This is a genomic window from Agromyces badenianii, assembly GCF_003070885.1.
GTDB lineage: Bacteria > Actinomycetota > Actinomycetes > Actinomycetales > Microbacteriaceae > Agromyces > Agromyces badenianii.
The window spans coordinates 1,924,400-1,948,919 of sequence record NZ_CP028913.1 but is presented as its reverse complement, the minus strand read 5'-3'; the positions used below and the strand labels follow the sequence as shown (position 1 = coordinate 1,948,919).

The 24,520-nt window shown below is 69.4% G+C and carries 24 protein-coding genes and 1 tRNA gene; 20 read left to right on the top strand and 5 right to left on the bottom strand.

Going from position 1 to position 24,520, the window contains the following annotated elements:
- The first annotated feature begins 1 nt into the window (after position 1).
- From ilvN to serA, 7 genes are all read left to right on the top strand, one after another.
- Positions 2-511: an acetolactate synthase small subunit gene (gene ilvN / locus DCE93_RS09270; protein WP_108595634.1), complete on the top strand. Its 510-nt coding sequence runs from the start codon at positions 2-4 to the stop codon at positions 509-511.
- A 47-nt stretch (positions 512-558) separates the two neighbouring features.
- Complete coding sequence (gene ilvC, locus DCE93_RS09265) at positions 559-1,587, top strand: ketol-acid reductoisomerase (protein WP_108595633.1); 1,029 nt, start codon at positions 559-561, stop codon at positions 1,585-1,587.
- Between the two features lie 256 nt (positions 1,588-1,843).
- Positions 1,844-2,584 carry a copper homeostasis protein CutC gene (locus DCE93_RS09260; protein ID WP_108595632.1) on the top strand — a complete coding sequence of 247 codons (741 nt, stop codon included), beginning with the start codon at positions 1,844-1,846 and terminating at the stop codon, positions 2,582-2,584.
- Positions 2,581-3,627 carry a hypothetical protein gene (locus DCE93_RS09255; protein WP_146184970.1) on the top strand — a complete coding sequence of 349 codons (1,047 nt, stop codon included), beginning with the start codon at positions 2,581-2,583 and terminating at the stop codon, positions 3,625-3,627. The genes DCE93_RS09260 and DCE93_RS09255 overlap by 4 nt, the downstream gene beginning before the upstream one ends.
- A gap of 26 nt (positions 3,628-3,653) precedes the next feature.
- Complete coding sequence (locus DCE93_RS09250; RefSeq protein ID WP_146184969.1) at positions 3,654-4,142, top strand: DNA polymerase III subunit gamma/tau; 489 nt, start codon at positions 3,654-3,656, stop codon at positions 4,140-4,142.
- Between the two features lies 1 nt (position 4,143).
- Positions 4,144-4,533, top strand: a complete 390-nt coding sequence (locus DCE93_RS09245) for a hypothetical protein (RefSeq protein ID WP_108595629.1) — start codon at positions 4,144-4,146, stop codon at positions 4,531-4,533.
- A 135-nt stretch (positions 4,534-4,668) separates the two neighbouring features.
- Entirely contained in the window at positions 4,669-6,258 is a 1,590-nt protein-coding gene (gene serA, locus DCE93_RS09240) for a phosphoglycerate dehydrogenase (protein WP_108596686.1), read from the top strand.
- Between the two features lie 9 nt (positions 6,259-6,267).
- Here serA and DCE93_RS14910 read toward each other — a convergent pair whose 3' ends face one another.
- A complete protein-coding gene (locus DCE93_RS14910; RefSeq protein WP_108595628.1) occupies positions 6,268-6,825 on the bottom strand; it encodes a TetR family transcriptional regulator in 558 nt (185 codons plus the stop codon).
- A 77-nt stretch (positions 6,826-6,902) separates the two neighbouring features.
- Between DCE93_RS14910 and DCE93_RS09230 the strand changes: the two genes are divergently transcribed.
- The 4 genes from DCE93_RS09230 (at position 6,903) to DCE93_RS09215 (ending at position 11,667) form a co-directional block, all read left to right on the top strand.
- Positions 6,903-8,531 carry an MFS transporter gene (locus DCE93_RS09230; protein ID WP_108596685.1) on the top strand — a complete coding sequence of 543 codons (1,629 nt, stop codon included), beginning with the start codon at positions 6,903-6,905 and terminating at the stop codon, positions 8,529-8,531.
- An 84-nt stretch (positions 8,532-8,615) separates the two neighbouring features.
- A complete protein-coding gene (locus DCE93_RS09225) occupies positions 8,616-9,677 on the top strand; it encodes a 3-isopropylmalate dehydrogenase (RefSeq protein WP_108595627.1) in 1,062 nt (353 codons plus the stop codon).
- Between the two features lie 23 nt (positions 9,678-9,700).
- Complete coding sequence (locus DCE93_RS09220) at positions 9,701-10,816, top strand: branched-chain amino acid aminotransferase (RefSeq protein ID WP_108595626.1); 1,116 nt, start codon at positions 9,701-9,703, stop codon at positions 10,814-10,816.
- A gap of 77 nt (positions 10,817-10,893) precedes the next feature.
- Positions 10,894-11,667 carry a fumarylacetoacetate hydrolase family protein gene (locus DCE93_RS09215; protein ID WP_108595625.1) on the top strand — a complete coding sequence of 258 codons (774 nt, stop codon included), beginning with the start codon at positions 10,894-10,896 and terminating at the stop codon, positions 11,665-11,667.
- 35 nt (positions 11,668-11,702) lie between these two features.
- Here DCE93_RS09215 and DCE93_RS09210 read toward each other — a convergent pair whose 3' ends face one another.
- Positions 11,703-12,737, bottom strand: a complete 1,035-nt coding sequence (locus DCE93_RS09210) for an aminotransferase class V-fold PLP-dependent enzyme (RefSeq protein ID WP_108595624.1) — start codon at positions 12,735-12,737, stop codon at positions 11,703-11,705.
- An 81-nt stretch (positions 12,738-12,818) separates the two neighbouring features.
- Between DCE93_RS09210 and DCE93_RS09205 the strand changes: the two genes are divergently transcribed.
- From DCE93_RS09205 to DCE93_RS09195, 3 genes are all read left to right on the top strand, one after another.
- The gene (locus DCE93_RS09205) at positions 12,819-13,760 is read left to right on the top strand and encodes a LysR substrate-binding domain-containing protein (protein ID WP_235825230.1); all 942 of its coding nucleotides are present in this window, start codon (positions 12,819-12,821) and stop codon (positions 13,758-13,760) included.
- 11 nt (positions 13,761-13,771) lie between these two features.
- A complete protein-coding gene (gene gltX / locus DCE93_RS09200; protein ID WP_108595623.1) occupies positions 13,772-15,286 on the top strand; it encodes a glutamate--tRNA ligase in 1,515 nt (504 codons plus the stop codon).
- Between the two features lie 98 nt (positions 15,287-15,384).
- Positions 15,385-15,459, top strand: a tRNA-Gln gene (locus DCE93_RS09195).
- A gap of 57 nt (positions 15,460-15,516) precedes the next feature.
- On the opposite strand, the gene DCE93_RS09190 is transcribed toward DCE93_RS09195, so the two are convergent.
- Positions 15,517-15,780: a hypothetical protein gene (locus DCE93_RS09190; RefSeq protein ID WP_108595622.1), complete on the bottom strand. Its 264-nt coding sequence runs from the start codon at positions 15,778-15,780 to the stop codon at positions 15,517-15,519.
- A gap of 289 nt (positions 15,781-16,069) precedes the next feature.
- Here DCE93_RS09190 and DCE93_RS09185 point away from each other — a divergent pair, with 289 nt between their 5' ends.
- The 5 genes from DCE93_RS09185 (at position 16,070) to DCE93_RS09165 (ending at position 20,285) form a co-directional block, all read left to right on the top strand.
- Complete coding sequence (locus DCE93_RS09185; protein WP_168186193.1) at positions 16,070-16,414, top strand: DUF2019 domain-containing protein; 345 nt, start codon at positions 16,070-16,072, stop codon at positions 16,412-16,414.
- Positions 16,415-16,478: 64 nt separating this feature from the next.
- Positions 16,479-16,823, top strand: a complete 345-nt coding sequence (locus DCE93_RS09180) for a DUF2019 domain-containing protein (protein ID WP_108595620.1) — start codon at positions 16,479-16,481, stop codon at positions 16,821-16,823.
- 64 nt (positions 16,824-16,887) lie between these two features.
- Positions 16,888-17,232, top strand: coding sequence for a DUF2019 domain-containing protein (locus DCE93_RS09175; RefSeq protein WP_108595619.1), 345 nt, complete (start codon positions 16,888-16,890; stop codon positions 17,230-17,232).
- A gap of 37 nt (positions 17,233-17,269) precedes the next feature.
- Positions 17,270-17,617, top strand: a complete 348-nt coding sequence (locus DCE93_RS09170; RefSeq protein ID WP_146184968.1) for a hypothetical protein — start codon at positions 17,270-17,272, stop codon at positions 17,615-17,617.
- 253 nt (positions 17,618-17,870) lie between these two features.
- Positions 17,871-20,285 carry a transglycosylase domain-containing protein gene (locus DCE93_RS09165; RefSeq protein ID WP_168186192.1) on the top strand — a complete coding sequence of 805 codons (2,415 nt, stop codon included), beginning with the start codon at positions 17,871-17,873 and terminating at the stop codon, positions 20,283-20,285.
- A 42-nt stretch (positions 20,286-20,327) separates the two neighbouring features.
- Here the strand turns inward: DCE93_RS09165 and DCE93_RS09160 are convergent, their stop codons facing one another.
- The gene (locus tag DCE93_RS09160) at positions 20,328-22,013 is read right to left on the bottom strand and encodes a YhgE/Pip domain-containing protein (RefSeq protein ID WP_165906087.1); all 1,686 of its coding nucleotides are present in this window, start codon (positions 22,011-22,013) and stop codon (positions 20,328-20,330) included.
- A gap of 372 nt (positions 22,014-22,385) precedes the next feature.
- On the opposite strand from DCE93_RS09160, the gene DCE93_RS09155 reads away from it, so the two are divergent.
- Positions 22,386-23,876 carry a serine hydrolase domain-containing protein gene (locus tag DCE93_RS09155; protein WP_168186191.1) on the top strand — a complete coding sequence of 497 codons (1,491 nt, stop codon included), beginning with the start codon at positions 22,386-22,388 and terminating at the stop codon, positions 23,874-23,876.
- Here the strand turns inward: DCE93_RS09155 and DCE93_RS09150 are convergent, their stop codons facing one another.
- Complete coding sequence (locus tag DCE93_RS09150; protein WP_108596683.1) at positions 23,877-24,512, bottom strand: MBL fold metallo-hydrolase; 636 nt, start codon at positions 24,510-24,512, stop codon at positions 23,877-23,879. It lies immediately after the preceding gene.
- Positions 24,513-24,520: the final 8 nt, after the last annotated feature.

Here is a 24,520-nt window from a genome sequence, read left to right as displayed (position 1 = left end):
CATGTCGACCCACGTGCTCTCGCTCCTCGTCGAGGACAAGCCCGGTCTGCTGACCCGCGTCGCCGGGCTCTTCGCCCGGCGCGGGTTCAACATCGAGTCGCTCGCGGTCGGTCACTCCGAGATCGAGGGGCTCAGCCGCATCACGGTCGTCGTCGATGTCGAAGACCTCCCGCTCGAGCAGGTGACGAAGCAGCTGAACAAGCTCATCAACGTCATCAAGATCGTCGAGCTCGACCCGAGCCAGTCGGTGCAGCGCGAGCACCTGCTCATCAAGGTGCGCGTCGACAACGCCACCCGTTCGCAGGTGCTCGAGGCCGTGAACCTCTTCCGAGCGCGCGTCGTCGACGTGTCGACCGACGCGCTCGTGATCGAGGTCACCGGCGACTCCGGCAAGACGACCGCCTTCCTCAAGGTGCTCGAGCCGTACGGCATCAAGGAGATCGCCCAGTCGGGTCTCCTCGCGATCGGTCGCGGCGGCAAGTCCATCACCGAGCGCGTCTTCAAGAACTGACCGTCTTCACCACTGCACGACCCCCAATCAAGGAGAAAAACAGCATCATGGCTGAGATCTACTACGACAAGGACGCCGACCTCTCCCTCATCCAGGGCAAGAAGGTCGCCGTCATCGGCTACGGCTCGCAGGGCCACGCGCACGCGCAGAACCTCCGCGACTCCGGTGTCGAGGTCGTCATCGGCCTCAAGGAGGGCTCGAAGTCGAAGGCCAAGGCCGAAGAGGCCGGATTCCAGGTGCTGAGCGTCGCCGATGCCGCGGCATCCGCCGACGTCATCGTCATCCTCGCGCCCGACCAGTACCAGCGTCACATCTACGCCGAGTCCATCAAGGACAACCTTGCCGCGGGCAAGACGCTCGTCTTCGGTCACGGCTTCAACATCCGTTTCGGCTACATCGAGGCGCCCGAGGGCGTCGACGTCGTCATGGTCGCCCCGAAGGGCCCCGGCCACACGGTGCGCCGCGAGTACGAGGCGGGCCGCGGTGTTCCCGTGATCGTCGCGGTCGAGAAGGATGCCTCGGGCAACGCCTGGCCGCTCGTGCTCTCGTACGCCAAGGCGATCGGCGGCCTGCGCGCCGGCGGCATCAAGACGACCTTCACCGAAGAGACCGAGACCGACCTGTTCGGCGAGCAGGCCGTGCTCTGCGGCGGCGTCTCGCAGCTCGTGCAGTACGGCTTCGAGACCCTCACCGAGGCCGGCTACCAGCCGCAGGTCGCCTACTTCGAGGTGCTCCACGAGCTGAAGCTCATCGTCGACCTCATGTGGGAGGGCGGCATCGCCAAGCAGCGCTGGTCGGTCTCCGACACGGCCGAGTACGGCGACTACGTGTCGGGTCCCCGCGTCATCGACCCGCACGTCAAGGAGAACATGCAGGCCGTGCTCGCCGACATCCAGTCGGGCGCGTTCGCCGAGCGCTTCATCGCCGACCAGGACAACGGCGCGAAGGAGTTCCTCGAGCTGCGTGCCAAGGGCGAGGCGCACCCGATCGAGGCCACCGGCCGCGAGCTGCGCAAGCTCTTCGCCTGGAACGCCTCTAACGACGACGACTACGTCGACGGCGAGGTCGCGCGCTAGAGCGCGCTCTCGCGCCGTCGACCAGTCGTCAGCGACACTGTGCTGACTCCTGCCCGGACTTCGTCCGTGCAGGCCGACGGCGAGGTCGCGCTAGAGCGCGTCACCCTCAGCACACTCGAACGGCCCGCTCCGGAGCTTCCGGGGCGGGCCGTTCGCGTGCGCGGAGACGCGCTGGGGCGCCGAGCTCGCCAGGGCGCACAGGGGAGCGGAGAGCCACGGCGACCCGGGTGACCCAGTGAACCGATAGCGTGTCGGGATGCCAGGAACTCTCCGCGTCGAAATCGCCGTTCAGGATGCCGCGGGAGTGCGCATCGCGCTCACGGCGGGAGCCTCGCACATCGAACTGTGCCAGGCGCTCGGACTCGGCGGGCTGACCCCGTCGGCGGGGCTCATCGAAGCGGCGGTCGCCGCAGCGCGCGACGCGTCGGTGCCGGGATTCGTGCACGTGCTCGTGCGGCCTCGCGGAGGCGGATTCGTGTACGACGCCGACGAGATCGACACCATCGTGCGCGACATCCGTCGCTCGGCGTCGTTCGCGGTCGACGGAGTCGTCGTGGGTGCGCTCACGGCGCAGGGCGAGCTCGACCTCGAAGCGCTCGCCCGGTTCGTCGACGCGGCCGGTGAGCTCGACGTGACGGTGCACCGCGCGGTCGACGCCGCCGACGATCAACTCGCCGCGGTGGCGGCGCTCGCCGCGCTCGGCGTCCGCCGGGTGCTCACCTCGGGTGGCGCGGTCGACTGTCGCGCGGGACTCGGCACGCTCCGGGCGATGGCCGAAGCCTCCGGTCCGGTCGAGATCATGGCAGGCGGCGGTGTGCGGATCGCCGACATCGCGCTGCTCGCCGGCGCGGGTGTCGATGCCGTGCACCTCTCGGCCCGCGGCACCACGACCCGAGGCGGAACGAGCGGCCCCGGCGGCGGGGTCGCGGGATTCGACATCACCGACCCAGGTCTCGTGCGTGCCGCGGTGGCCGCCGCTGGAGTGGTCGCACGATGACCGTGGGGCCGCCGCCGATTCCGGTGCGGCTGCCTCCCGACCACGATGCCGACGGCATCCTGCTCGCCGCCGCGCAGGTCGCGGGCCGCAGCATCCTGCTCGGTGCCGCGGTCGCCGCGGTCGTCGTCGTGCTCGGCCTGTGCGTTCCGGCGCTCGCCGGAATCGGTCGTGCGCCGGTGGAGTGGCCGGCGACCATCGCGGCGGCCGCAGCAGCCGGCGGCGTGGGCGCTGCCGCCTCGCTCGCGGTCTGTCGCGCACTGGGATGGCGTCAGGGCGTCGAGAACATCCTGGTGCCGACCGGCGGGCTCGTGCTCTCGACTCCCTCGCTGCTCGCGTTCGGGGTCGTCACGGGCCTGGTCACCCCCGTCTCGGCGTGGGTCTGGCTCCCGACGGCGGCCATCGTGCCGTTGATCGCCCACCGGCGGGAACTGGCGCGCCCGGTCGGGCAGTGGCGACCGGTGCTCGTGCGGCTGCTGCTCGCCGTCGTGTGCTCGATCGGCGTGGTGTGCACGGCGTCCGCGGTGCCCGTGGTTCGGCCCGTCCCGTCGTCGACCGGGTTCGACGCCGGACCGATACCCGGTACCGAGGCGCCGGCCGAGGGCCCCGACTTCGGGGAGTCGGTGCCGCCCGACCGTCCGCTCCCGACGCTCGATGAGGCGCGCAGTCAGTTCGAGTCGCTCGCCGAGGTCGCCGTCGGTGCGGCCGGTGCGTCCGCGAGCTGGTCGGCGACCCAGCCGTTCACGGTCGTGGAGGTCGCGTGCGAGCAGGGCGTCATGCTGACGCTGGCCGGTGAGTTCACGACGGGGGTCATCACCGACACGACGAGCGACGAGCACGATCGCGAGGTCACCGAGCGCAACCTCGCCGCCGCCGATCGGATCGTGGCCGCGTGGCAGGGTGCTGGACTCGGAACCGTCGAGCCGCTGCACGGCGAACCGTTGCTGGGCGGCGGCGAGCTGAGCGGCGTGCAGTCGGCGAAGATCGACTTCGCGTTCGGCGTCGTGCAACCGCGGGTCGACGGGCGATGCCTGCCCGTGCCGTGAGCCGCTCGGTCGCTAGGGTGGTGAGCATGACCCGTGATCCCGACGACGATGCGCTGCGCTGGGAGGGCGACGACGATCCGACCCTGGCGCCCGGCTGGAAGGCCGTCGGCACCCCCGCGAGCATCGATCACCCCGACGCCGGATCGCCCGGCGACCGCGACCGCGAGCCCGCCGACCGCGACGATGCTGCCGGTTCGGCCGCAGATCCCTCAGGCGCAGTGGATGCCTCGCCGCAGACGGGCTCGGCCGAGCTCGTCGCGCTCGGAGTGCTGGGCGGCGTCTATCTGTTGTACGCCATCGGCTGGTTGATCACGGCGCTCGCGCCGTCGCCCGTCCTCGCGGATCCCGTCGCGCAGTTCATGTACACGCTCGGCGCGTGGTGCGCCGTGCTCGCTGCTCCGCTGTGGTTCGGCGCGGTGCTCTGGCTCGGCTCCGACCACCGGCGCGCGCGACTCATCTGGCTGATCGCGGGCGCGGTGCTCCTCGTTCCCGTCCCGTTCCTGTTGCGAGGTTGAGATGACCGAGGCATCCGCACCCAGCGGTTCGAGCACCCAGGCCGTCGCCGAGACGCGCGCGCGAGCCGTGACGCCGCTCTGGCTCGCGATCACGATCGCCGTCGTGTTCGGCGTGGTCTACGCCTACGACGTGTGGGAGGCGGTCGGCAACCTCGTCGGCCTGAACCTCTACGCCGGCGAACTCGGCGTGGCCTTGACTGGCTACGGAGTGACGCTCCTCGTGATCGGCATCGCCGTGCCGTTCCTCGTCTTCGGAGCGGCGTTCGGCCTGGCCCGGCACCGCGGTCCGCTCGCCCAGGTCGTGCTCTTCCTCGCGGGGTACGCGCTCGTGCAGGTGCTCTCCGCCGACCTCTCCGCGCTCTTCGATCTCGGCGGCCTCGACTTCTCATGATGCGCCGGGCGTCACACAACGGACGCCGCATGGCGGCTCCAGTAGAGTGATCGGATAGGCGCCCCGACGGCGTGTGGCGCATCCCACCGCAAAGTCGCAGCGTCGTGCGTGCGCATCTCCCCGAAGGAATCGTTCGTGTCAAAGCCGGTCGTGCTGATCGCTGAAGAACTCTCGCCCGCCACTGTCGAGGCGCTCGGCCCCGACTTCGACGTCAGGTCGGTCGACGGTACCGATCGGCCCGCGCTGCTCGCGGCGCTGGCCGACGCCGACGCGATCCTCGTGCGCTCGGCGACCAAGGTCGACGCCGAGGCGATCGCCGCGGCACCGAAGCTCAAGGTCGTCGCCCGCGCCGGTGTCGGCCTCGACAACGTCGACATCAAGGCCGCGACGGCCGCCGGCGTCATGGTCGTCAACGCGCCCACGTCGAACATCATCTCGGCGGCCGAACTCACGGTCGGCCACATCCTGAGCCTCGCCCGACACATCCCTGCGGCGCACGCCGCGCTCGCACAGGGGGAGTGGAAGCGGTCGGCGTACACCGGCGTCGAACTCTACGAGAAGACCGTCGGCATCATCGGCCTCGGGCGCATCGGCGCGCTCATCGCGACACGTCTGCAGGCATTCGGCACGAACGTCATCGCCTACGACCCCTACATCACTGCGGCGCGCGCCCAGCAGCTGGGTGTGCAGACGGTGAGTCTCGACGAGCTGCTCGAGCAGAGCGACTTCATCACGATCCACATGCCGAAGACGCCCGAGACCACGGGCATGATCGGCACCGAGCAGCTCGCGCGCATGAAGCCCACCGCGTTCGTGGTGAACGTCGCGCGGGGCGGCCTCATCGACGAAGACGCGCTGCACGACGCGCTCGTGAACCGCACGATCGCGGGTGCCGCCGTCGACGTGTTCGTCTCGGAGCCGCCGCGCGACTCGCCGCTGCTCGGGCTGCCGAACATCGTCGTGACCCCGCACCTCGGCGCCTCGACCGATGAGGCGCAAGAGAAGGCGGGCATCTCGGTCGCGAAGTCGGTGCGGCTCGCGCTCGCCGGCGAACTCGTGCCCGACGCCGTCAACGTCGCCGGCGGCGTCATCGACCCCTACGTGCGCCCCGGCATCCCGCTCGTCGAGAAGCTCGGCCAGCTCTTCGCCGGCATCGCGAACGGTCCGCTGACGAGCCTCGACGTCGAGGTGCGCGGCGAGCTCGTCGACTACGACGTCAGCGCCCTGAAGCTTGCCGCCCTGAAGGGCGTCTTCACCAACGTCGTGAGCGAGACGGTGTCGTACGTCAATGCGCCGCTCCTCGCCGAGCAGCGCGGCGTCGACGTGCGCCTGATCACGGCACCCGAGTCGCTCGAGTACCGCAACGTCATCACGCTCACCGGCGCGCTGGCCGATGGGCGTCAGGTCTCCGTCGCCGGCACGCTCACCGGGCCGAAGCAGATCGAGAAGCTCGTCGGGGTCGACGGCTACGAACTCGAGGTGCCGATCGCGACCACCCACATCATCATGGAGTACACCGACCGGCCCGGCATCGTCGCGGTCTACGGCCGGGAGTTCGGCGAAGCCGGCATCAACATCGCCGGCATGCAGATCGCGCGGCGTGAAGCGGGCGGCCAGGCGCTCAGCGTGCTGACGGTCGACTCGCCGGTGCCCGCCGAGGTGCTCGAACGCGTGCGTGAGGCGATCGAGGCGAGCCTCTTCGTCGAGGTCGACATCACGGAGTAACCCGTCGATTCACGGCTTCTCCGAAGCCAAGCGCTCGAGGAGCGCGACGAGCGAGTCCATTGCGGCGGGATCCACCGGGTCGCCCGCACTGGGCTCGTCGTCGTTTCGGAGCGCCGAGTGGTAGTAGAGGCCATCGCCGATGAGCGCGATCGCGAGCGCGAGCGTGGGGTCGCCGGTGTGCCGCCCGATCTCTTCGAGCCATCGGTCGCGCACCTCGTCGATGGCTCGGGCGGCGTCTCGGTTGCCGCCCTGGGCGAGCCGCACGGTCGCGACGAAGGCACGATCGAGGGGCGTCTCGAGTGCGATCGAGGAGCGAACGAAGTAGGAGATCGCGCCCTCGGGGGCGGTGGCGATGCGTTCCACGTCGTCGTCGACGAGCAGTCGCAGGCGTTCGGCCAGGCCGCCGATGAGGGCGTCGCGCGAGGCGAAGTGGTAGAGCAGGCCGCCCTTGGAGACCCCGGCCTCCCGGGCGGTCGCCTCGAGCGTCGCCGCGCGTTCGCCGTCGCGGATGATCAAGCGCTCGAAGGCGTCGAGCACGGCGTCGCGGGCGGCGGGTGGTCGGCTCATGAGCCTGATGCTACTTCGTGGAAGGCGGTCATCATCTGTTACTATACCGGCTGGACGGTATAGTAATGGGAAGCGACATGACGAACGACACCAAACAGGCCGGCGCAAGCGGTGCACTGCGATCGACGGATGCCTCGGCGCTTGCGGCAGCAGCGGCGCACACGACCCTCTCGGCCGGCGCGCCGCGTGCGCCCCGTGCGCCCCGTGCGCCCCGCCGAGCCTGGGTCGCGCTCGCCGTGCTCATGCTGCCCGTGCTGCTCGTCTCGGTCGACAACACGGTGCTGAGCTTCGCCCTGCCCGCGATCTCCCGCGATCTCGCGCCGAGCGCCGCCCAGCAGCTCTGGATCATCGACGCCTACCCGCTCGTGCTCGCCGGTCTCCTCGTCGCGATGGGCAGTGCCGGCGACCGCTTCGGCCGTCGCCGCATGCTCCTGATCGGCTCGGTCGGCTTCGCCCTGCTCTCGATCGTCGCCGCGTTCGCGCCCACCGCCGAAGCGCTCATCGCCTCGCGGGCCGCCCTCGGCTTCTTCGGCGCCATGCTCATGCCCTCGACCCTGTCGCTGCTGCGCACCGTGTTCGTCGAACGCGAGCAGCGGCGCCTGGCGATCGCGATCTGGGCGTCCGGCTTCGCCGCCGGCAGCGCACTCGGCCCGCTGGTGGGCGGCCTGTTGCTCGAGCACTTCCACTGGGGTTCGGTGTTCCTGCTCGCGGTGCCGGTGCTCGTGCCGATGCTGGTGCTCGTGCCGCTGCTCATCCCCGAGAGTCGCGACCCGGCGCCCGGCCGCATCGACGTGCCGAGCACCCTCCTCTCGCTCGCCACGATGGTTCCCGTGGTCTTCGGCATCAAGTCGCTCGCCACCGACGGCATCTCGGGTTTCGGCATCCCGGCGATCGTGGTGGGTCTCTTCTGCGGGGTCTGGTTCGTCCGGCGGCAGCTGAAGAGCCGCTCGCCGATGCTCGACGTGCGGCTGTTCCAGCAGGGGTCGTTCGGTGGTGCGGTGCTCGTGAACCTCTTCAGCGTCATCGCACTCGTGGGGTTCCTCTACTTCGTGTCGCAGCACCTGCAGCTCATCGCCGGCCTGACGCCCGTCGCCGCGGGCCTCGCCCTGCTGCCCGGGCTCGTCGCCATGATCATCGCGGGCCTGGCGGTGGTGCCGATCGCCAGGCGGGTGCGACCGCGTGTGCTCGTGCCGGTGGCGCTCCTGCTCTCGGCAGGCGGCTACGCGATCATCGCGTTCTTCGCGACGCCCGACTCGATCGCTCCCGTGGTCGTCGCCTTCGTGCTGCTCGGCGTCGGCATCGGCGCAGCCGAGACGGTCTCCAACGAGCTCATCCTCTCGAGTGCTGCGCCCGAGAAGGCCGGTGCGGCCTCGGCCGTCTCCGAGACGGCGTACGAGCTCGGCGCGGTCCTCGGCACCGCGGTGCTCGGGTCGATCCTCGCGGCGCACTACCGCGCCGCGATCGAGTTGCCCGCCGCCTTGAGCGCAGCACAGGCGTCGGCGGCGAGCGAGACGCTCGCCGGCGCCGCCACGGTCGCCGAACGACTGCCAGGGGCGATCGGCGAGCAGCTCGCGGCATCCGCGGCCCTCGCCTTCGATGAGGGCGTCGTGATCACCTCGCTCATCGGGGTCGCGCTCATGGTCGCCGCCGCGATCGTGGCGGCTATCGCCCTGCGGAACCCGAAGTCTTCGGCCGTTCACGACTGAGCCGAGTCGAGGTCGATGGCATCGCTGGTGTCACGCGGGTGTGCGGCCAGTACGCTGGGAGGGCAGGCGCACGAAGGAGAATCCATGGTCGACACGGTCAAGCTCGCGGTCATTCCCGGTGATGGCATCGGGCCCGAAGTCGTCACCGAGGCGCTGAAGGCGCTCACGGCAGCGACCGAGGGTGCAGAGGTCGTGTTCGAGCAGACCGCGTTCTCCTTGGGCGCCGCCCGCTACCTCGAGACCGGCGACGTGCTGACCGACGACGACCTCGAGTCGATCAAGGGCCACGACGCGATCCTCCTCGGCGCTGTCGGCGGCGTTCCCGGCGACCCGCGGCTCGCGGGTGCCAACATCGAGCGCGGGCTGCTGCTGCGACTCCGCTTCGAGCTCGACCACTACGTGAACCTGCGGCCGTCGGTGCTGTACCCCGGCGTCGCGAGCCCCCTGGCGGCACCGGGCGACGTCGACTTCGTCGTCGTGCGCGAGGGCACCGAGGGGCCCTACGTCGGCAACGGCGGCGCGATCCGCGTCGGCACCCCGGCCGAGGTCGCCAACGAGGTCTCGGTGAACACCGCCTACGGCGTCGAGCGGGTCGTGCGCTACGCGTTCGCGGCGGCATCCGCCCGGCCTCGCAAGAAGCTCACGCTCGTGCACAAGACGAACGTGCTCGTCTTCGCGGGCTCCCTCTGGAAGCGCACGGTCGACGCCGTCGCCGCCGAGTTCCCCGAGGTCGCCGTCGACTACCTGCACGTCGACGCCGCGACGATCTTCCTCGTGACCGACCCGGCGAGGTTCGACGTCATCGTCACCGACAACCTCTTCGGCGACATCCTCACCGACCTGGCCGGCGCGATCAGCGGCGGCATCGGCCTGGCGGCCTCGGGCAACATCAACCCCGACGGCCGGTTCCCGAGCATGTTCGAACCCGTGCACGGCTCGGCCCCCGACATCGCCGGCAAGGGCATCGCCGACCCCACCGCGGCGATCCTCTCCGTCGCGCTCCTGCTCGACCACCTCGGCCGGGCTGATGCCGCGCGGAGGGTGCAGCGAGCCGTCGTCGCCGACATCGCCGACCGCGGCACCGCCCGCCGAACGACTTCCGAGGTCGGCGACGCCATCGCCGCCCGCATCAGCGCACTCGACTGAACCCGCGCACCGAAGGACACATCATGACGATCAACCTCCCGCTCCAAGCCCCGTCCGCCGCCGGACTCATCTGGCAGGTCACCCGCAACGAGCAGGCGAAGACGCCCGCCGAGCGCGAAGCGATCCTCGCCGACCCCGGCTTCGGCAACCACTTCACCGACCACATGGTCGACATCTGCTGGTCGGAGAAGGGCGGCTGGCATCGCCCGCGCGTCTCGCCGTACGGCCCGATCTCGCTCGATCCCGCTGCCGCGGTGCTGCACTACGCGCAGGAGATCTTCGAGGGCATGAAGGCCTACCGGCATGCCGACGGGTCGATCCACACGTTCCGGCCCTACGAGAACGCGGCGCGCATGCAGCGCTCCGCCCGGCGCATGGCGCTGCCCGAGCTGCCGAGCGAGATCTTCATCGAGTCGTTGCAGCGGATCATCGCCGTCGACGCCGACTGGGTGCCGAGCGCACCCGAGACGAGCCTCTACCTTCGGCCGTTCATGTTCGCGAAAGAGGCGTTCCTCGGCGTGCGCCCCGCGAAGAAGGTCAACTACTACGTGATCGCGAGCCCCGCCGGCGCCTACTTCGCGGGCGGTGTCGAGCCCGTGAACATCTGGCTCTCGACGCAGTACGCGCGCGCGGGCAAGGGCGGCACCGGGGCCGCGAAGACCGGCGGCAACTACGCGTCGAGCCTGCTGCCGCAGGCCGAGGCCTACGAGAAGGGATGCCAGCAGGTGGCGTTCCTCGACGACGAGGGCAACCTCGAGGAGCTCGGCGGCATGAACATCGTGCTGGTCAAGCGCGACGGCACCCTCGTGACGCCCGAATCGGACTCGATCCTTGAGGGCATCACGCGCGATTCGATCCTGCAGCTCGCGACCGACCGCGGGCACGTGGTGGAGCGCCGGGCCGTGCCGCTCGACGAGTGGCGCAGCGGCGCCGCTTCGGGCGAGATCGTCGGGGCGTTCGCCTGCGGAACCGCCGCGGTCGTCGTGCCCATCGGGCGTCTGCTCGGCACCGATTTCGAGATCGTGCACGCGGGCACCGAGGCATCCGCGCTCGCGCTCGCGCTGCGTCAGGAGCTCACCGACATCCAGTACGGCCGCATCGAAGACCGACACGGCTGGCTGACGCGACTCGACGCCTGACGGGCGCCGCTCCTGACGGGCACCGCTGCCGGCGGCGACGCGGCTGAGCCCGCACGCCCCGCCGGTAGTGTGAAGGCATGAAGATCGCGCGTTTCAGCCACGACGACACCATCGCATTCGGCATCGTCGACGAAGAGGAGCACGAGCTCGTCGTGCTGAAGGCCGACCCCATGTTCGCGGGCTACGAGCCCACCGGCGAGCGGGTGAAGCTCGCCGAGGCGAAGCTGCTCGCACCCGTGATTCCGCGGTCGAAGGTGGTCGCGGTCGGCAAGAACTATCGTGAGCACGCGGCCGAGATGGGCGGCGAGGCGCCGGCCGAGCCGCTGTTGTTCCTCAAGCCGAACACCTCGGTCGTCGGCCCCGGCGATGCGATCGTGCTGCCGCGCCAGAGCGAGCGCGTCGTGCACGAGGGGGAGCTCGCGGTGATCATCGGACGCATCGCGAAGAACGTCGCCGAGACGGATGCCGCTGACTACATCTTCGGCTACACGATCGCCAACGATGTCACCGCGCGCGACCTGCAGCAGCGCGATGGGCAGTGGACCCGTGCCAAGGGCTTCGACTCGTTCTGCCCGCTCGGCCCGGTGATCGACACCGACGTCGACTTCGAGGCGGGCACGATCGAGACGAGCGTGAACGGCGAGCTCAGGCAGCAGGGGAGTCTCGCCGACCTGGTGCACTCGGTCGCGGCCATCGTGGCGTACGCCTCGAGCGTCTTCACCCTGCTGCCCGGCGACGTCATCCTCACGGGCACGCCGGCGGGCGTCGGCCCGATCGTCGACGGCGACACGGTCGAGGTCAGCGTGACGGGCCTCGGAACGCTGTCGAACCCGGTGCGCTCCGCAAGCTGACCGGTGACTCGCGCGTCGACGCGACCCGATGACCGTCAGCGCCCGAGCGCGGCGGCCGCCATCTCGACGTCGTCGTCGTCGTTCCAGATGTGGAACGCCACGCGAGCCCGGCCCGCTCGTCCGGATGCCGTGATGCCGGCCGCTCCGAGCGCTGCGAGCGCCACGCCGTCGAGGTCGGGCCATGCGACGATCGCGCTGTCCGAGGCCGCGAATCCGAGACGCTCGCGGAACGCATTCGCGAGCGCGACGTCATGCTGCCGCACGCCCTCCATGTCGAGCGAGGCGGCGAAGCCGAGTGCCGCCTCCGCGCCCGCCCACGCGTGCCAGGCGGGGGAGACGTCGAAGCGTCGCGCGTCGTCGGCGAGGTGCAAGGCAGGCCCGTAGCAGGAGGCCCAGGGGTCGGCTCCCGAGTACCAGCCGGCCGCGTGCGGCGTCAGTTCGTCGACCGCTCGCGGCGAGAAGGCCGCGAATGCGGCGCCGCGTGGCGCCGAGAGCCACTTGTAGGCGTGGCAGACGACGACGTCTGCATCGAGCCGGTCCGTCGGCATCCAGCCGGTGGCCTGCGTCGTGTCGACGAGGCTGAGTGCGCCCGCGGCACGCGTCGCGGCGGTGACGGATGCCGCGTCGGCGACCTCGCCCGTCGCCGACTGCACGAGCGAGTACGAGACGAGCCAGGTCGCCGGGGTCACGGCATCCGCGAGATCGGCGAGCGGCACGTGCCGCACCCGAAGGTCTCCGCGGGCGAGGAACGGCCCGACGATCGACGAGAAGTCGCCGTCGACGCAGAGCACTTCGGCACCGGGCGGCGCCGACGCCGCGACGGTTCCGGCGAAGACCGAGACCTGCGATCCGGTGGCGACCTCGGTCGTCGCCCGGCCGAGCAGGGTGGCCGCGTGGGCGCGGGCGCGTTCATGCAGCGCCGCGTACTCGCCGGTGCTCGCAGTGCCGGCCGACCACGATTCGAGGTCGCGTCGCACGGCGTCGAGGGTGACGTCGGCGGGGAGGCCGAGGGTGCAGGCGGCGAGGTAGCCGCGTCCGGCGGCGAATCGCTCGCGACTGTGGCGGTGCATGGGTCCAGTGTCGATCCGGGAAATTCATTCGACAAGGGCCAGATTTCGATGAAAGACATGCGGCAGACTTATGATTCGAGCATGACGGATGCCTCGCTCGAAGCGCTCGCCGCCGCACTCGACCTGCAGACGGTGCGGGTCGTGCGGCAGATCGCCGAGCGCGGATCCGTCACCGCCGCCGCCGAGGCGCTCGGCTACAGCCAGCCGGCAGTGAGCCAGCAACTGCGCCGATTCGAAGAGCGCACCGGCATCGCCCTCGTGGAGCGGGTGGGCCGGGGCATCCGCCTCACCGAATCGGGTCGCGTGCTCGCGAGGCACGCGCACGCCGTAGCCACCTCGCTCGAGGCCGCAGCGGGTGAACTCGCCGACATCCGCGGCCTCCGGGCCGGCCGGATTCGGCTCGTGGCCTTCCCATCGGCATCGGCCACCCTCGTGCCGCGACTCATCGCAGCCCTCGCCGCGGCGCATCCCGGCATCGAGGTCACCTACGTCGAAGCGGAGCCGCCCGAGGCGGTGCGCGCGGTGCGAGCCGACCGGGCCGATCTCGCCATCACCTTCAGCTACCCGGGCGACCGCGACGACCCGCACCGGGCGAGCGCGCGGGGGCTCGACGTGCGGGGCTACGGCGACGAGCCGATGCAGCTCGTGCTGCCCGCAGGGCATGCCGCCGCGGCATCCGACTTCGTCGATCTCGGGATGCTGCGCGACGAAGCCTGGATCGCCGGGTGTCCGCGCTGTCGCGGGCACCTGCTCGAGCTCGCAGGTGCCGCCGGCTTCGTGCCGCGCATCGCGTTCGAGACCGACAACTTCATCGCCGTCGAGGGCATGGTCGCCCAGGGGCTCGGCGTGGCGCTGCTCCCGGCGCTCGCGCTCGCCGCCTCGCCCCGGCACACCGATGTCGTCGCCCGGCCCACTGCTCGGGCCGATGTGCGCTCGCTGCATCTCGTCACGGCGCGCGGCGCCGATCGTGTTCCGGCAGTGGCGGCGGCATTGGCCGCACTCGAAAGGCTCGCCGCTCGATAGCATTGACGGGTATGTCTGAGACAGCTCACCCCACGACCCAGGCCACCGGCAGCGACATCCGCGTGCGCTTCTGCCCTTCGCCGACCGGTACGCCGCACGTCGGCCTCGTGCGCACCGCCCTGTTCAACTGGGCGTATGCGCGGCACACCGGCGGCACCTTCGTGTTCCGCATCGAAGACACCGATGCGGCACGCGACAGCGAGGAGAGCTACGCGCAGATCCTCGACGCGCTGACCTGGCTCGGCCTGACGTGGGACGAGGGCATCGACGTCGGCGGGCCGCACGCCCCGTATCGGCAGTCGCAGCGCGGTGAGATCTACCACGAGATCATCGAGCGGCTGAAGGCCTCGGGCCACCTCTACGAGTCGTACTCGACGGCCGAAGAGATCGATGCCCGCAACGAGGCGAACGGCCGGCCGAAGCAGCTGGGCTACGACAACTTCGACCGCGACCTCACCGACGAGCAGAGGGCGGCGTTCCGCGCCGATGGCCGCGAGCCCGCGCTGCGCCTGCGCGTGCCCGAGGCCGACCTCGGCTTCGACGACCTCGTGCGCGGCCGCATCGACTTCCCGATCGGATCGACGATCGACTTCGTCGTGGTGCGTCCGAACGGCGCGCCCCTCTACACCTTCGTGAACCCCGTCGACGACGCCCTCATGGGCATCACGCACGTGCTCCGCGGCGAAGACCTGCTCTCGTCGACGCCCCGGCAGATCGCGCTCTATCATGCGCTCATCGACATCGGCGCGACGACGTTCGTGCCGCGCTTCGGCCACCTGCCGTACGTCATGGGCGAGGGCAACAAGAAGCTCTCCAAGCGCGACCCCGAGTCGAACCTCTTCCACCACCGCGACCGCGGGTTCATCCCCGAGGGGCTCATCAACTACCTCGCGCTGCTCGGCTGGGGCTTCTCCGCCGATCGCGACGTGTTCAGCCGCGATGAGCTCATCGCCGCGTTCGACGTCGCGAACGTGAATCCGAATCCGGCGCGCTTCGACCTGAAGAAGGCCGAGGCGATCAACGGCGACCACATCCGCCAGCTCGAGGTCGCCGATTTTTCGGCTCGCACGGTGCCCTACCTGCAGGCCGCCGGCGCCGTCTCCGACCCCATCACGCCGGGTGAAGAGGCTGTGCTGGCCGAGGGCGCTCCGCTCGTACAGGAGCGCATCTCGCTGCTGGGCGAGGCTCCCGGCATGCTGGGATTCCTCTTCACGGATGCCGCCGGGCTCGAGTTCGACGAATCGGCGGTCGCCGCGCTCACCGCCGACGCCGCCGTCGTGCTCGCGGCAGCCCGTGAGGCGCTCGACCGATTGCCTGCCGCCGAGTGGACGCACGAGCAGATCGAAGAGGCCCTGCGCGCAGCCCTCGTCGACGGGCTGGCCCTGAAGCCTCGCGTCGCGTTCGGTGCGGTGCGTACGGCGATCTCGGGCCGGCGCGTCTCACCGCCGTTGTTCGAATCGATGCAGATCCTCGGCAAAGTCGACTCGATCGAGCGCATCGACCGGCTCTCGGCGCTCATCGCCTGACGCGTTCGGGCGCCGGTCGCCTGAGCGCTGCTCAGTTTGGCTGGCGCCTGCTCGTAGGCTAGAGTTACATGTCGGCCGGGGACTTCGGTTTCGGCCATTGGGGTATGGTGTAATTGGCAACACGGCGGTTTCTGGTACCGTTGTTCTTGGTTCGAGTCCAGGTACCCCAGCCACATCGACGTCAGTCAAACTGAACTCCCCGCCCTTGTGCGGGGAGTTTTTGTTCTCGCTCAGAACATGCTGTGTCCGAGCGAGAGCTGACCGTGGACTTCACGAAACACGGCACTATCCGCCGCTTCTCGCAGTGCCCGCACGACCATTGCACGATCGGTTTCGGGTAACTCGGTGAACCACCGATGGAGTTGGACGGTCGACGAAGCTGGGGCACGTCCTGGGGGATCGAGCATCGTCTCGACGACGCCGGCAACGGCCGCCTCGCATACGTCGGAGTAGACGACGTCGATGAAGTCTTCTGCACCGAAATCAGCATCCACCTCGGAGGTCCCTCTCGAGCAGTCGGCGCAGGTCTTCGATCGACCTCTCCGGCGCGTTCATGAACTCTCGCAAGTTTTCAATGTCTGCGTAATGAGTTCCGAGGGCGAACCTGAATAGGTTCCCGCTGTGCGGGTGTCTTGCGACGTTCCCTCGCGGGGACTGCGATCGCAGGGATGCGGGATTGGCTTCACGCAAGGTCTTCGAGTTCCAGCGAAGGCTCGGTCTCGATATCGTGTATCGCTCGCAGAACGGACTACCGCAGCCATGATCAGGTTGAAAAGGGGAGAGATGGCTGAGAATGTCGAAGAGTTGATCGCACAGTACCGTGACCTACTTGTGCAACGCAGTATGGAGTTCGCCCGGCCGAGCGTGGCCAACAAACTGTTCGACCGGAATCACGCCATCCACAAGATTCTGCGTGAGAGCGACGAGGGTCGCCGCGCCATCTCGGGACTGATGAACGATGACGTGGACGCCGTTCGACTCACAGCCGCGGTCCACACGCTTCAGTGGGATCCGGTGGCCGCTGAACACGTGCTCGAGGACATCGAAGCGGGCCCGGGGATTGTCGGCTTCAACGCGAAGTGGACGTTGCGCGAGTACAGGGACGGAAAGCTCGACCTCGATTGGTAGTCAACGGATGATGCACACGAACCAACTTCCGCAGTCATGATCAGGTTGAAAAGGGGAGAGCTCGATGGCTCAGGATGTTGAAGAGTTGGTCGCGCAGTACCGTGACCTGCTTGTGCAACGCAGCATGGAGTCTGCCCGGCCGAGCGTGGCCAACAAACTGTTCGACCGGAATCACGCCATCCACAAGATTCTGCGTGAGAGCGATGAGGGTCGCCGCGCCATCTCGGGACTGATGGACGATGACGTGGACGCCGTTCGACTCACAGCAGCGGTCCACACGCTTCAGTGGGATCCGGTGGCCGCTGAGCACGTGCTCGAGGACATCGAAGCGGGCCCAGGGATTGTCGGCTTCAACGCGAAGTGGGCGTTGCGCCGGTATCGGGCCGGAAAGCTCAACCTCGATTGGTAGTCAACGGATGATGCACACGAACCAACTTCCGCAGTCATGATCAGGTTGAAAAGGGGAGAGCTCGATGGCTCAGGATGTTGAAGAGTTGGTCGCGCAGTACCGTGACCTGCTTGTGCAACGCAGCATGGAGTCTGCCCGGCCGAGCGTGGCCAACAAACTGTTCGACCGGAATCACGCCATCCACAAGATTCTGCGTGAGAGCGATGAGGGTCGCCGCGCCATCTCGGGACTGATGGACGATGACGTGGACGCCGTTCGACTCGCAGCCGCGGTCCACACCCTTCAGTGGGATCCGGTGGCCGCTGAACGCGTGCTCGAGGACATCGAGACGGGCCCGGGACTTGTCGCCTTTGACGCGAAGTGGACGTTGCGCGAGTACAGGGACGGAAATCTCAACCTCGATTGGTAGTCAACGGATGATGCACACGAACCAAGACGACGTTCCGATGCCTGAGGATGTGGCGAGGCTCGTCCGGCGGTACCGCGACCTTCTTGTGCGGTGGCCTGAAGAGGGACTAGGAGCTGCGCGCCCCGAGGTCGCCGGTATCCTCCTTCACCGCAGCTACGACATCCGGGACGTCCTGCGCCAGAGCGAGGAGGGTCGCCGAGCGATCGGCGCACTCATGAGAGATGACGTGGAAGCGGTACGACTTGCCGCCGCGACCGATGTGCTGGAGTGGGATCCGGTGGCCGCTGAACCTGTGCTCGAGGAGATCGCGACGGGCGGGAGGCTCGCTCTCACCGCGGAGGTCACGTTGCAGTTGTTCAGAGACGGCGAATTCGACGTCGATTGAACCAGAGTCTCGCGATGATCATGATCGGCTCCAGATCGAGGCTTCGCCCTTCAGCCGGTTCTTGTGAAGAAAGGCCAGGTCATCCTGGCCTTTTTGTTTCTGCTCGCCCGCACTGATGCGGGGGAGTGCGACTGGACATCCGGCGTGCGCTGCGCTTGCATTGAGTGTCGGCCCCTTTCGGGCCTCCCTACGGGCTCGTCTGGTCATCGCGAGACGCCGACAGGGAATTGGGTGAGCCATGGGTCCTGGCAACATGCGGAATCGTGACTTCCAGGAGACGCGCACGCCACTCGGCGTCGTCGCCGGCTTCGTCGGGCTCGTCGCGGCAAGCGTCGGCGTGGCGCTGCTCGTCGTCGCAGGAGTCACACCCGCACTCGCGACCGTCGGCATCGCGGCATCCGGAACCATCGGCATGTTCGAGAAACTCCCCGGCTATCTCGAGATCGACGAGCTCTCCGAGAAGAGCAACATCTACGCGACGGGCAGCGACGGTGCGCCGGTGCTGCTCGCCTCCTTCTACGACCAGAACCGGGTCGAGGTCGGTTGGGATGCAATCAGCCAGTACGTCAAAGACGCCGCGATCGCCGGCGAAGACCCGCGATTCTACGATCATGGCGGCGTCGATCTGCAGGGCACCCTTCGGGCGGCCGTGACGACGGCGACCGGTGGCGAAACGCAGGGCGGATCGTCGATCGCGCAGCAGTACGTGAAGAACGTGCGCGTGCAGGAGTGCGAGGCCGAAGCGAGTGTGACCGCCCTCGAAGGGCTCACGGACGATGAGAAGGCCGCGCTCAGCTTCGACGACCGCAGCGCCCTCGTCGAGGCCGAGAAGGTGAAGTGCTACGAATCGGCCACCGAATCCGACGGCAGCGCAGGGATCGAACGGAAGCTGAAGGAGATGCGACTCGCGATCGGCATCGAGAAGCGGTATTCCAAGAGCGACATCCTTCTCGGATACCTGAACATCGCCGGGTTCGGCGGCACGGTCTACGGCATCGAGGCGGCGGCCAACTACTACTTCACGACGTCGGCGGCGAATCTCACGCTCGCTCAAGCGGCGTCGCTCATGGCGATCGTCAACAACCCGGTGGAGTTCCAGCTCGACAAGCCCGAGAGTGAGACGAACGGCGCGGCGAACGGGTATGCGAGAAACCTGGACCGCCGCAACTACATCCTCGGCCACATGCTCGGGGAGAAGAAGATCACGCAGGAGGAGTACGACGCGGCGATGGCGACGCCCGTGCAACCGGTCATCACCGAACCGAGCACCGGATGCCAGACCGCCGGCGGGTCGGCGTACTTCTGCGACTACGTCAAGAACATCCTGCAGACCGACCCGACGTTCGGCGAAGACGAGGAGACGCGCATGCAGAACTTCCGGCGCGGCGGCTACGACGTCTATACGACCCTCGACCTCGACCTGCAGATCACTGCAGAGAATGCGATCGGCCAGAACGTGCCGCAGACCTACCCCGGCTGGGATGTGGGCAGCGTGATCTCGAGCGTGCAGGTGGGCACCGGTCGCGTCCTCGCGATGGCACAGAACAAGCAGTACAGCCAGGACCCCAAGGTGCTCGAGACCGGGCCGCAGTTCACGAGCATCAACTACAACACCGATTACACGCATGGCGGTTCGAGCGGCTTCCAGCCCGGGTCGACCTACAAGGTGTTCACCCTCGCGCAGTGGCTGAATGAGGGTCACGCGCTGACGGAACGGGTCGACTCCAAGCCGAAGGCGAACTGGGGAACATTCCAAGACAGCTGCAACGGGCCCGTGAACACGAACGCCGAGAAGTGGAGCCCGAAGAACGACGCCAACGAGGCGGGCGCCAACTACACGGCGCTCGAGTCGACCATCGGTTCGATCAACACCGGCTTCATCGGCATGGCGAAGAAGCTCGACCTCTGCGGCATCCGCAAGACCGCAGAGGCGTTCGGCATGCATCGAGCGGATGGCACGGAGTTGCTGCAGAGCCCGGCGACGGTGATCGGCACCAACGAGGTGGCCCCGCTCAGCCTCGCCGTCGCATTCGCCGGCATCGCGAACAACGGCGTCACATGCACGCCGATCGCGATCGACCGCATCGTCGACCGCACCGGCAACGACGTCGCGGTGCCGGCGTCATCATGCACCCCGGCGGTCTCACCCGAGGTGGCCGCGGCCATGCACTATGCGATGCAACTCGTGATGACGAGCGGCACGGCGACCGCGTCGAACAGCGGGGTGCAGCCTCGAGTGCCGCTCATCGGCAAGACCGGCACGACGGACGGCAACAAGGACACGTGGATGGCGGGTGCCAGCTCGAAGGTCGCGACCGTTGCGGGCGTCGTGAGCCTGACCGGCGATGCCAACCAGCGCGGCATCTCGTTCGGCAGCGGCCAGGCGGCGACGGCCCGCCACCGAATGTGGCCGATGGTCATGTCGGTCGCGGCGGCGAAGTACGGCGGCGACCCGTTCACGGTGGCCGGTCCCGGACCGGTCGCGCCGCGGACCGCGGCACCCGCGACGTACGAGGAGCCCGTTGACGCGCCGATCGCTCCGCAGGCCGAGGCCACCGGGTTCGACGGCGGACAGTCGCCGGGCGACGGAGGCCCGGGCCGCCGTGACGACGGTCAGGATGACGGTCGCGGCGGCGACCGCGACGGCGGCGACCGCGGCCGCCGCTGAGCGGCGACCAGGGCCGCCGCCCAGCGGCACTCGCCGCACCCGTCAGGCGGCGACCATCTCCCGTCGTGCGAACCGCACGCGGTGCGTGACCCAACCGGCGATCGCTGCGGCGCCGAGTCCGAGCACGACGAACAGCCACGGCAGCAGGGTCGCAGGGGAGACGCCCGCGGCGCCGGTGGCGAGCGTTGCGCTCCCGTCGGCGAGCTGAGCCGTTCCGTCGTTCAGTTCGCCCGCGCCGTCGGCGAGCTCGGATGCACCACCGGCGAGTTGCTTCGACCCGTCGGCGAGGTCGGTGGTGCCGGTGGCGAGTTCGGATGCACCGCGCTGAAGGGTCCCGGTGCCCGCCGCGAGGTTCGCCGCGCCGACACCCAACTCGTTGGTGCCGGCAGAAAGCTCGCTCGCTCCCACCGAGAGACGATCGGCTCCCGAGGACAGGCTCGTGGCACCGACGGCGACCTTCTGTGTGCCGGCGACCAATTCGTCGACACGCTGGTCGAGCGTCGCGGTGCCGTCGCCCAGTCGGGCGGTGCCGACCACGAGCTCACCGGTCTTCGAGAACAGCGTCGCGGCTCCGCCCGCGAGCAGGCTGTTGCCGGCCGCGAGGGTGACGGTCTTGTCGGCGAGGGTCGTGGCACCGGCGGTGAGCGGCCCGATCCCCGTGCTGAGCTCCGCGGTGCCCGCGGCGAGCTCATCCGCGCCAGCTGAGAGCTCCGAGGCGCCTGCGGCGAGCGCGAACACCCCGCCGTGCGCCGCCTTCACACCCCGTTCGAGCGTCGCGGCTCCTTCGGCCGCGCTCTTCGCGCCTGCCGAGAGGCCGCCCGCCCCTGACGCGGCAGCGGACGCACCGCCGAGCAGCTGGTCGACAGCGCCGAGCAGCTCGGCCGACGCCCCGCCTGCGGCGAGCTGGGCCCGCAGAGTCGTGAGCCCGGCGGCGAGGGCGGTGTTCGCGGAGGCGAGGTCGGCGGCGCCGCCCTGCAGCGACGCCGTACCGGCAGCGAGTCCCGATGCCCCCGCGTTCATGGCGTCCAACCCGGGCTTGAGGGTATTGAGGCCTGCCTCGACCTGGTCGGCGCCCGCTTGCACATCGACCGCACCGGCGGCCACTGCCGCTGCGCCGTCGTCGGCTGCACGCACCCCGTCGCGGACCGTCGCGGCTCCGACTGCCACCGCGCGCGCACCGGCGCTGAGCAGGGACGACTTGCCGGCGATCTCGCCGTTCGCGGCGGAGATCTGCGATGCACCGCTCTGCACCTCAGCGGCGCCGGCCGCCGCGCGGGTGATGCCGTCGGAGATGCCGACCGATCCCGTTGCGGCCTTGTCGGCACCCGCGGCGAGCTCGGCGGCGCCGTTCGCGCTCAATGCCGCTCCATCGGCCACGGTCGCTGCGCCGGTCGCGGCCTTCGCCGCGCCGAGTCGGAGCCGCTCCGCACCCTCGGCCGCCGAACCGGCACCCGCCGAGACCTTCTCGGCGCCACCGGCGGCACGGGTTGCGCCGTCGGTGAGGTCGGCTGCGCCGTCGGCGAGGGTGGTCGCGCCGACGGAGAGTCGGGACGAGCCATCGTCTGCGCGTGAAGCACCCGATGAGAGCTGATCCGCACCGCCGGCCAGTTTCCCGGTCGTGAGCAGGAAGAGCGTGGTCATCGTCGCGAGTGCGAGGGCGAGCACGACGACGGTGATCTTGAGCCCGACGCCGTGGCGGTGCTCTGATTCGGGTTCGATTCTCGACATTGAGACTCCAGAGGTGCGGGCGCGCGACAGTGCGTGCCGGGGTGGGGGTGGGTTCACGACCGGTGCGATGGTCGTCCGCCGAGCGTCGGTGCGGGTGAGCCGGCGCATACGGCGAGGAAGTTCGCGCACCCGAGAATGCCGGCGTTGGCATGATCGGATGAGCAGAACATCCGCGAAGTGTCATGAACGTACCAGCGGTCGAGATTTCGTCAATGGATGCCGCAGAAGATGTGTGCAAACCGCCAACAGAATCAGATCGCCGCCGGCGTTCCTTGTGGGCGAGCTACAGGCGCACGGGGCATCCTCGTATCAAACCTCCGACTTGTACGCTGGTTGCGGCCCGCGCCGGCGGGTGGATCACGAGGGAGGCACATGACCGTCGCCGCGGACACCATCCAGGCCGTGGAGGCGGTCTTCACCGGGCGCCTCGCCGCGGGCACCGCGCCCGGCTCGAGTTGGGCGGTGTTCGACCGCGGCGGTGTGGTGGCCGCAGGCTGCTCGGGTGATGCCGAACTCGGGGGAGTGGGCGGATCATCCGCCGGCCCCGAGACGCTCTTCCGCATCGCGAGTTGCACGAAGAGCTTCACCGCCGCGGCGCTGATCCTGCTCCGCGATCGAGGGCTCCTCGATCTCGACCGCCCCGCGCGCTCGTTCGTGCCCGAGTTCTCGCCCGAGGTGCCCGGCGGCTTCGACGTCGCGCCGACCTTGCGCATGCTCATGACGATGTCGGGCGGGCTGCCCACCGACGACCCGTGGGCCGATCGCGAGGAGTCGATGACGCGTGAGGCGTTCCGCGCGCTGCTCACCGCGGGCGTCCGTTGCACCTCCGTGCCCGGCACCGCGTTCGAGTACTCGAACCTCGGCTACGCCGTGCTCGGTCAGGTCGTCGAGCGCGTGGCGGGCATGGCGTTCACGGAATTCGTCTCGCGCGAATTCATCGAACCGCTCGGCCTCGACATGCACTTCGAGCGACCCGGCGACGAGGGGGCGGCGGTGGCGACGGGCTATCGGCGGGCCGATGGCGAGGGATGGCGCGCGCTTCCGTTCACCGGACCTGGCGTGTTCTCCGCCATCGGCGGGCTCTTCGCCTCGGCGAGGAGCTTGGCCGAGTGGGCGGGATGGCTCGCCGCGGCCTGGGCGGGTGATGAGCGCGGCCCGCTCGGTTCCGCGAGCCGGCGCGAGATGCAGCAGCTCATGCGGGTCGCCGCCAAGCGGCCGAGCGCTGCGCCGGCGAACGGCACTCCGGCGCCGCCCGTCGAACCGGCAGCAGTGCTTCCGCTCGTCTCCGGGTACGGCTTCGGCCTGTTCGTCGAGCACGACGAGCGGTTCGGCCCCATCGCATCGCACTCGGGCGGCTATCCCGGGTTCAGCGCGCACATGCGCTGGCACACGGCGTCGGGGCTCGGCGTCGTCGCACTCGAGAACGCGACGTACGCGAAGGTCTCGCAAGGGGCGGAGCAGGCGCTCCGACTCGTGCTGGCGGCGGCCGAGCGGCGAAGCCCCGTCACACCCGCGCCGGTGCCGTGGCCCGAGACGGTGGAGGCATCCGTCGCTCTCAGCAGGCTCGTCGTCGACTGGTCGGATGCCACTGCGTCGGCGGTGCTCGCGACGAACGTGCCGCTCGATGTTCCGTTCGAGGAGCGCCGCACAGCCATCGAGGCTGCGTGGCTCGCCGTCGGCGGGCGCACGGCGGAGAGCGCGACCCCAGTCGACGCGAGGTGCGACTCCCCGGACCACCTTGTGTGGTTCCTCGCCGGCGCATCGGGGCGACTCCGCGTCGAAGTGCGGATGACTCCGCTCGCGGCCCCGCGGGCGCAGGCCTTCACCGTGAAGGTCGAGGGTTCAGCGGCATCCGGAGCCTGATCAGAAGTCGAGCGTGTCGCCCGGCTCGAGCGGGAGGTACTCGCCACCGCCCTGTTCCGTCGCCCACTTCAGCCGGGTGTTGAAGAGATCCTTTCCGGCACGCGAGAGCAGCATCTCGTGGGTCGGGAAGGCGCGCCGCGGGGCGACGCCGATGACGTAGTCCATCGCCTCGCTCGTCTTCATCCACGGTGCGCCGACCGGGGCCGCGAGCACGTCGACGGTCACGTCGGGGAGGATGAGCGAATCGCCGCCGTAGTAGAGGGCGTCGTTCACGAGCACGCCGAGGTTGTCGATCACGGGGATCGACGCGTGGATCACCGCGTGTCGCCCGCCGAAGAATCGCAGCCGGAACGGCCCGACTTCGACCGTGTCCCCGGCCGAGACGGTTTCGACGGGGAAATCGGCGGCCGCCAAGGCGACGCCTGCCGGTCCGAAGATGCGCACCTCGGGGTTGGCCTCGACGATGCGGGCGAGCTGCTCCGGCGTCCAGTGATCATCGTGCTGGTGGGTGATGACGACGGCGATCGCGCCCCCCGACTCGGTGATCGGCGTCGTGAACTTGCCGGGATCGACGTAGAGCCTGTCGCCGGAGTCATCGACGACGAGCGCGGCGTGTTCGAGCTTGGTGAGGCGCATGCTCCGAG

Bases quoted from the DNA above. Each gene is read 5' to 3' on its own strand.
- ilvN (WP_108595634.1), top strand. From the start codon at position 2: ATGTCGACCCACGTGCTCTCGCTCCTCGTCGAGGACAAGCCCGGTCTG.
- ilvC (WP_108595633.1), top strand. From the start codon at position 559: ATGGCTGAGATCTACTACGACAAGGACGCCGACCTCTCCCTCATCCAG.
- DCE93_RS09260 (WP_108595632.1), top strand. From the start codon at position 1,844: ATGCCAGGAACTCTCCGCGTCGAAATCGCCGTTCAGGATGCCGCGGGA.
- DCE93_RS09255 (WP_146184970.1), top strand. From the start codon at position 2,581: ATGACCGTGGGGCCGCCGCCGATTCCGGTGCGGCTGCCTCCCGACCAC.
- DCE93_RS09250 (WP_146184969.1), top strand. From the start codon at position 3,654: ATGACCCGTGATCCCGACGACGATGCGCTGCGCTGGGAGGGCGACGAC.
- DCE93_RS09245 (WP_108595629.1), top strand. From the start codon at position 4,144: ATGACCGAGGCATCCGCACCCAGCGGTTCGAGCACCCAGGCCGTCGCC.
- DCE93_RS14910 (WP_108595628.1), bottom strand. From the start codon at position 6,825: ATGAGCCGACCACCCGCCGCCCGCGACGCCGTGCTCGACGCCTTCGAG.
- DCE93_RS09230 (WP_108596685.1), top strand. From the start codon at position 6,903: ATGACGAACGACACCAAACAGGCCGGCGCAAGCGGTGCACTGCGATCG.
- DCE93_RS09225 (WP_108595627.1), top strand. From the start codon at position 8,616: ATGGTCGACACGGTCAAGCTCGCGGTCATTCCCGGTGATGGCATCGGG.
- DCE93_RS09220 (WP_108595626.1), top strand. From the start codon at position 9,701: ATGACGATCAACCTCCCGCTCCAAGCCCCGTCCGCCGCCGGACTCATC.
- DCE93_RS09215 (WP_108595625.1), top strand. From the start codon at position 10,894: ATGAAGATCGCGCGTTTCAGCCACGACGACACCATCGCATTCGGCATC.
- DCE93_RS09210 (WP_108595624.1), bottom strand. From the start codon at position 12,737: ATGCACCGCCACAGTCGCGAGCGATTCGCCGCCGGACGCGGCTACCTC.
- DCE93_RS09205 (WP_235825230.1), top strand. From the start codon at position 12,819: ATGACGGATGCCTCGCTCGAAGCGCTCGCCGCCGCACTCGACCTGCAG.
- gltX (WP_108595623.1), top strand. From the start codon at position 13,772: ATGTCTGAGACAGCTCACCCCACGACCCAGGCCACCGGCAGCGACATC.
- DCE93_RS09185 (WP_168186193.1), top strand. From the start codon at position 16,070: ATGGCTGAGAATGTCGAAGAGTTGATCGCACAGTACCGTGACCTACTT.
- DCE93_RS09180 (WP_108595620.1), top strand. From the start codon at position 16,479: ATGGCTCAGGATGTTGAAGAGTTGGTCGCGCAGTACCGTGACCTGCTT.
- DCE93_RS09175 (WP_108595619.1), top strand. From the start codon at position 16,888: ATGGCTCAGGATGTTGAAGAGTTGGTCGCGCAGTACCGTGACCTGCTT.
- DCE93_RS09170 (WP_146184968.1), top strand. From the start codon at position 17,270: ATGCCTGAGGATGTGGCGAGGCTCGTCCGGCGGTACCGCGACCTTCTT.
- DCE93_RS09165 (WP_168186192.1), top strand. From the start codon at position 17,871: ATGCGGAATCGTGACTTCCAGGAGACGCGCACGCCACTCGGCGTCGTC.
- DCE93_RS09160 (WP_165906087.1), bottom strand. From the start codon at position 22,013: ATGTCGAGAATCGAACCCGAATCAGAGCACCGCCACGGCGTCGGGCTC.
- DCE93_RS09155 (WP_168186191.1), top strand. From the start codon at position 22,386: ATGACCGTCGCCGCGGACACCATCCAGGCCGTGGAGGCGGTCTTCACC.
- DCE93_RS09150 (WP_108596683.1), bottom strand. From the start codon at position 24,512: ATGCGCCTCACCAAGCTCGAACACGCCGCGCTCGTCGTCGATGACTCC.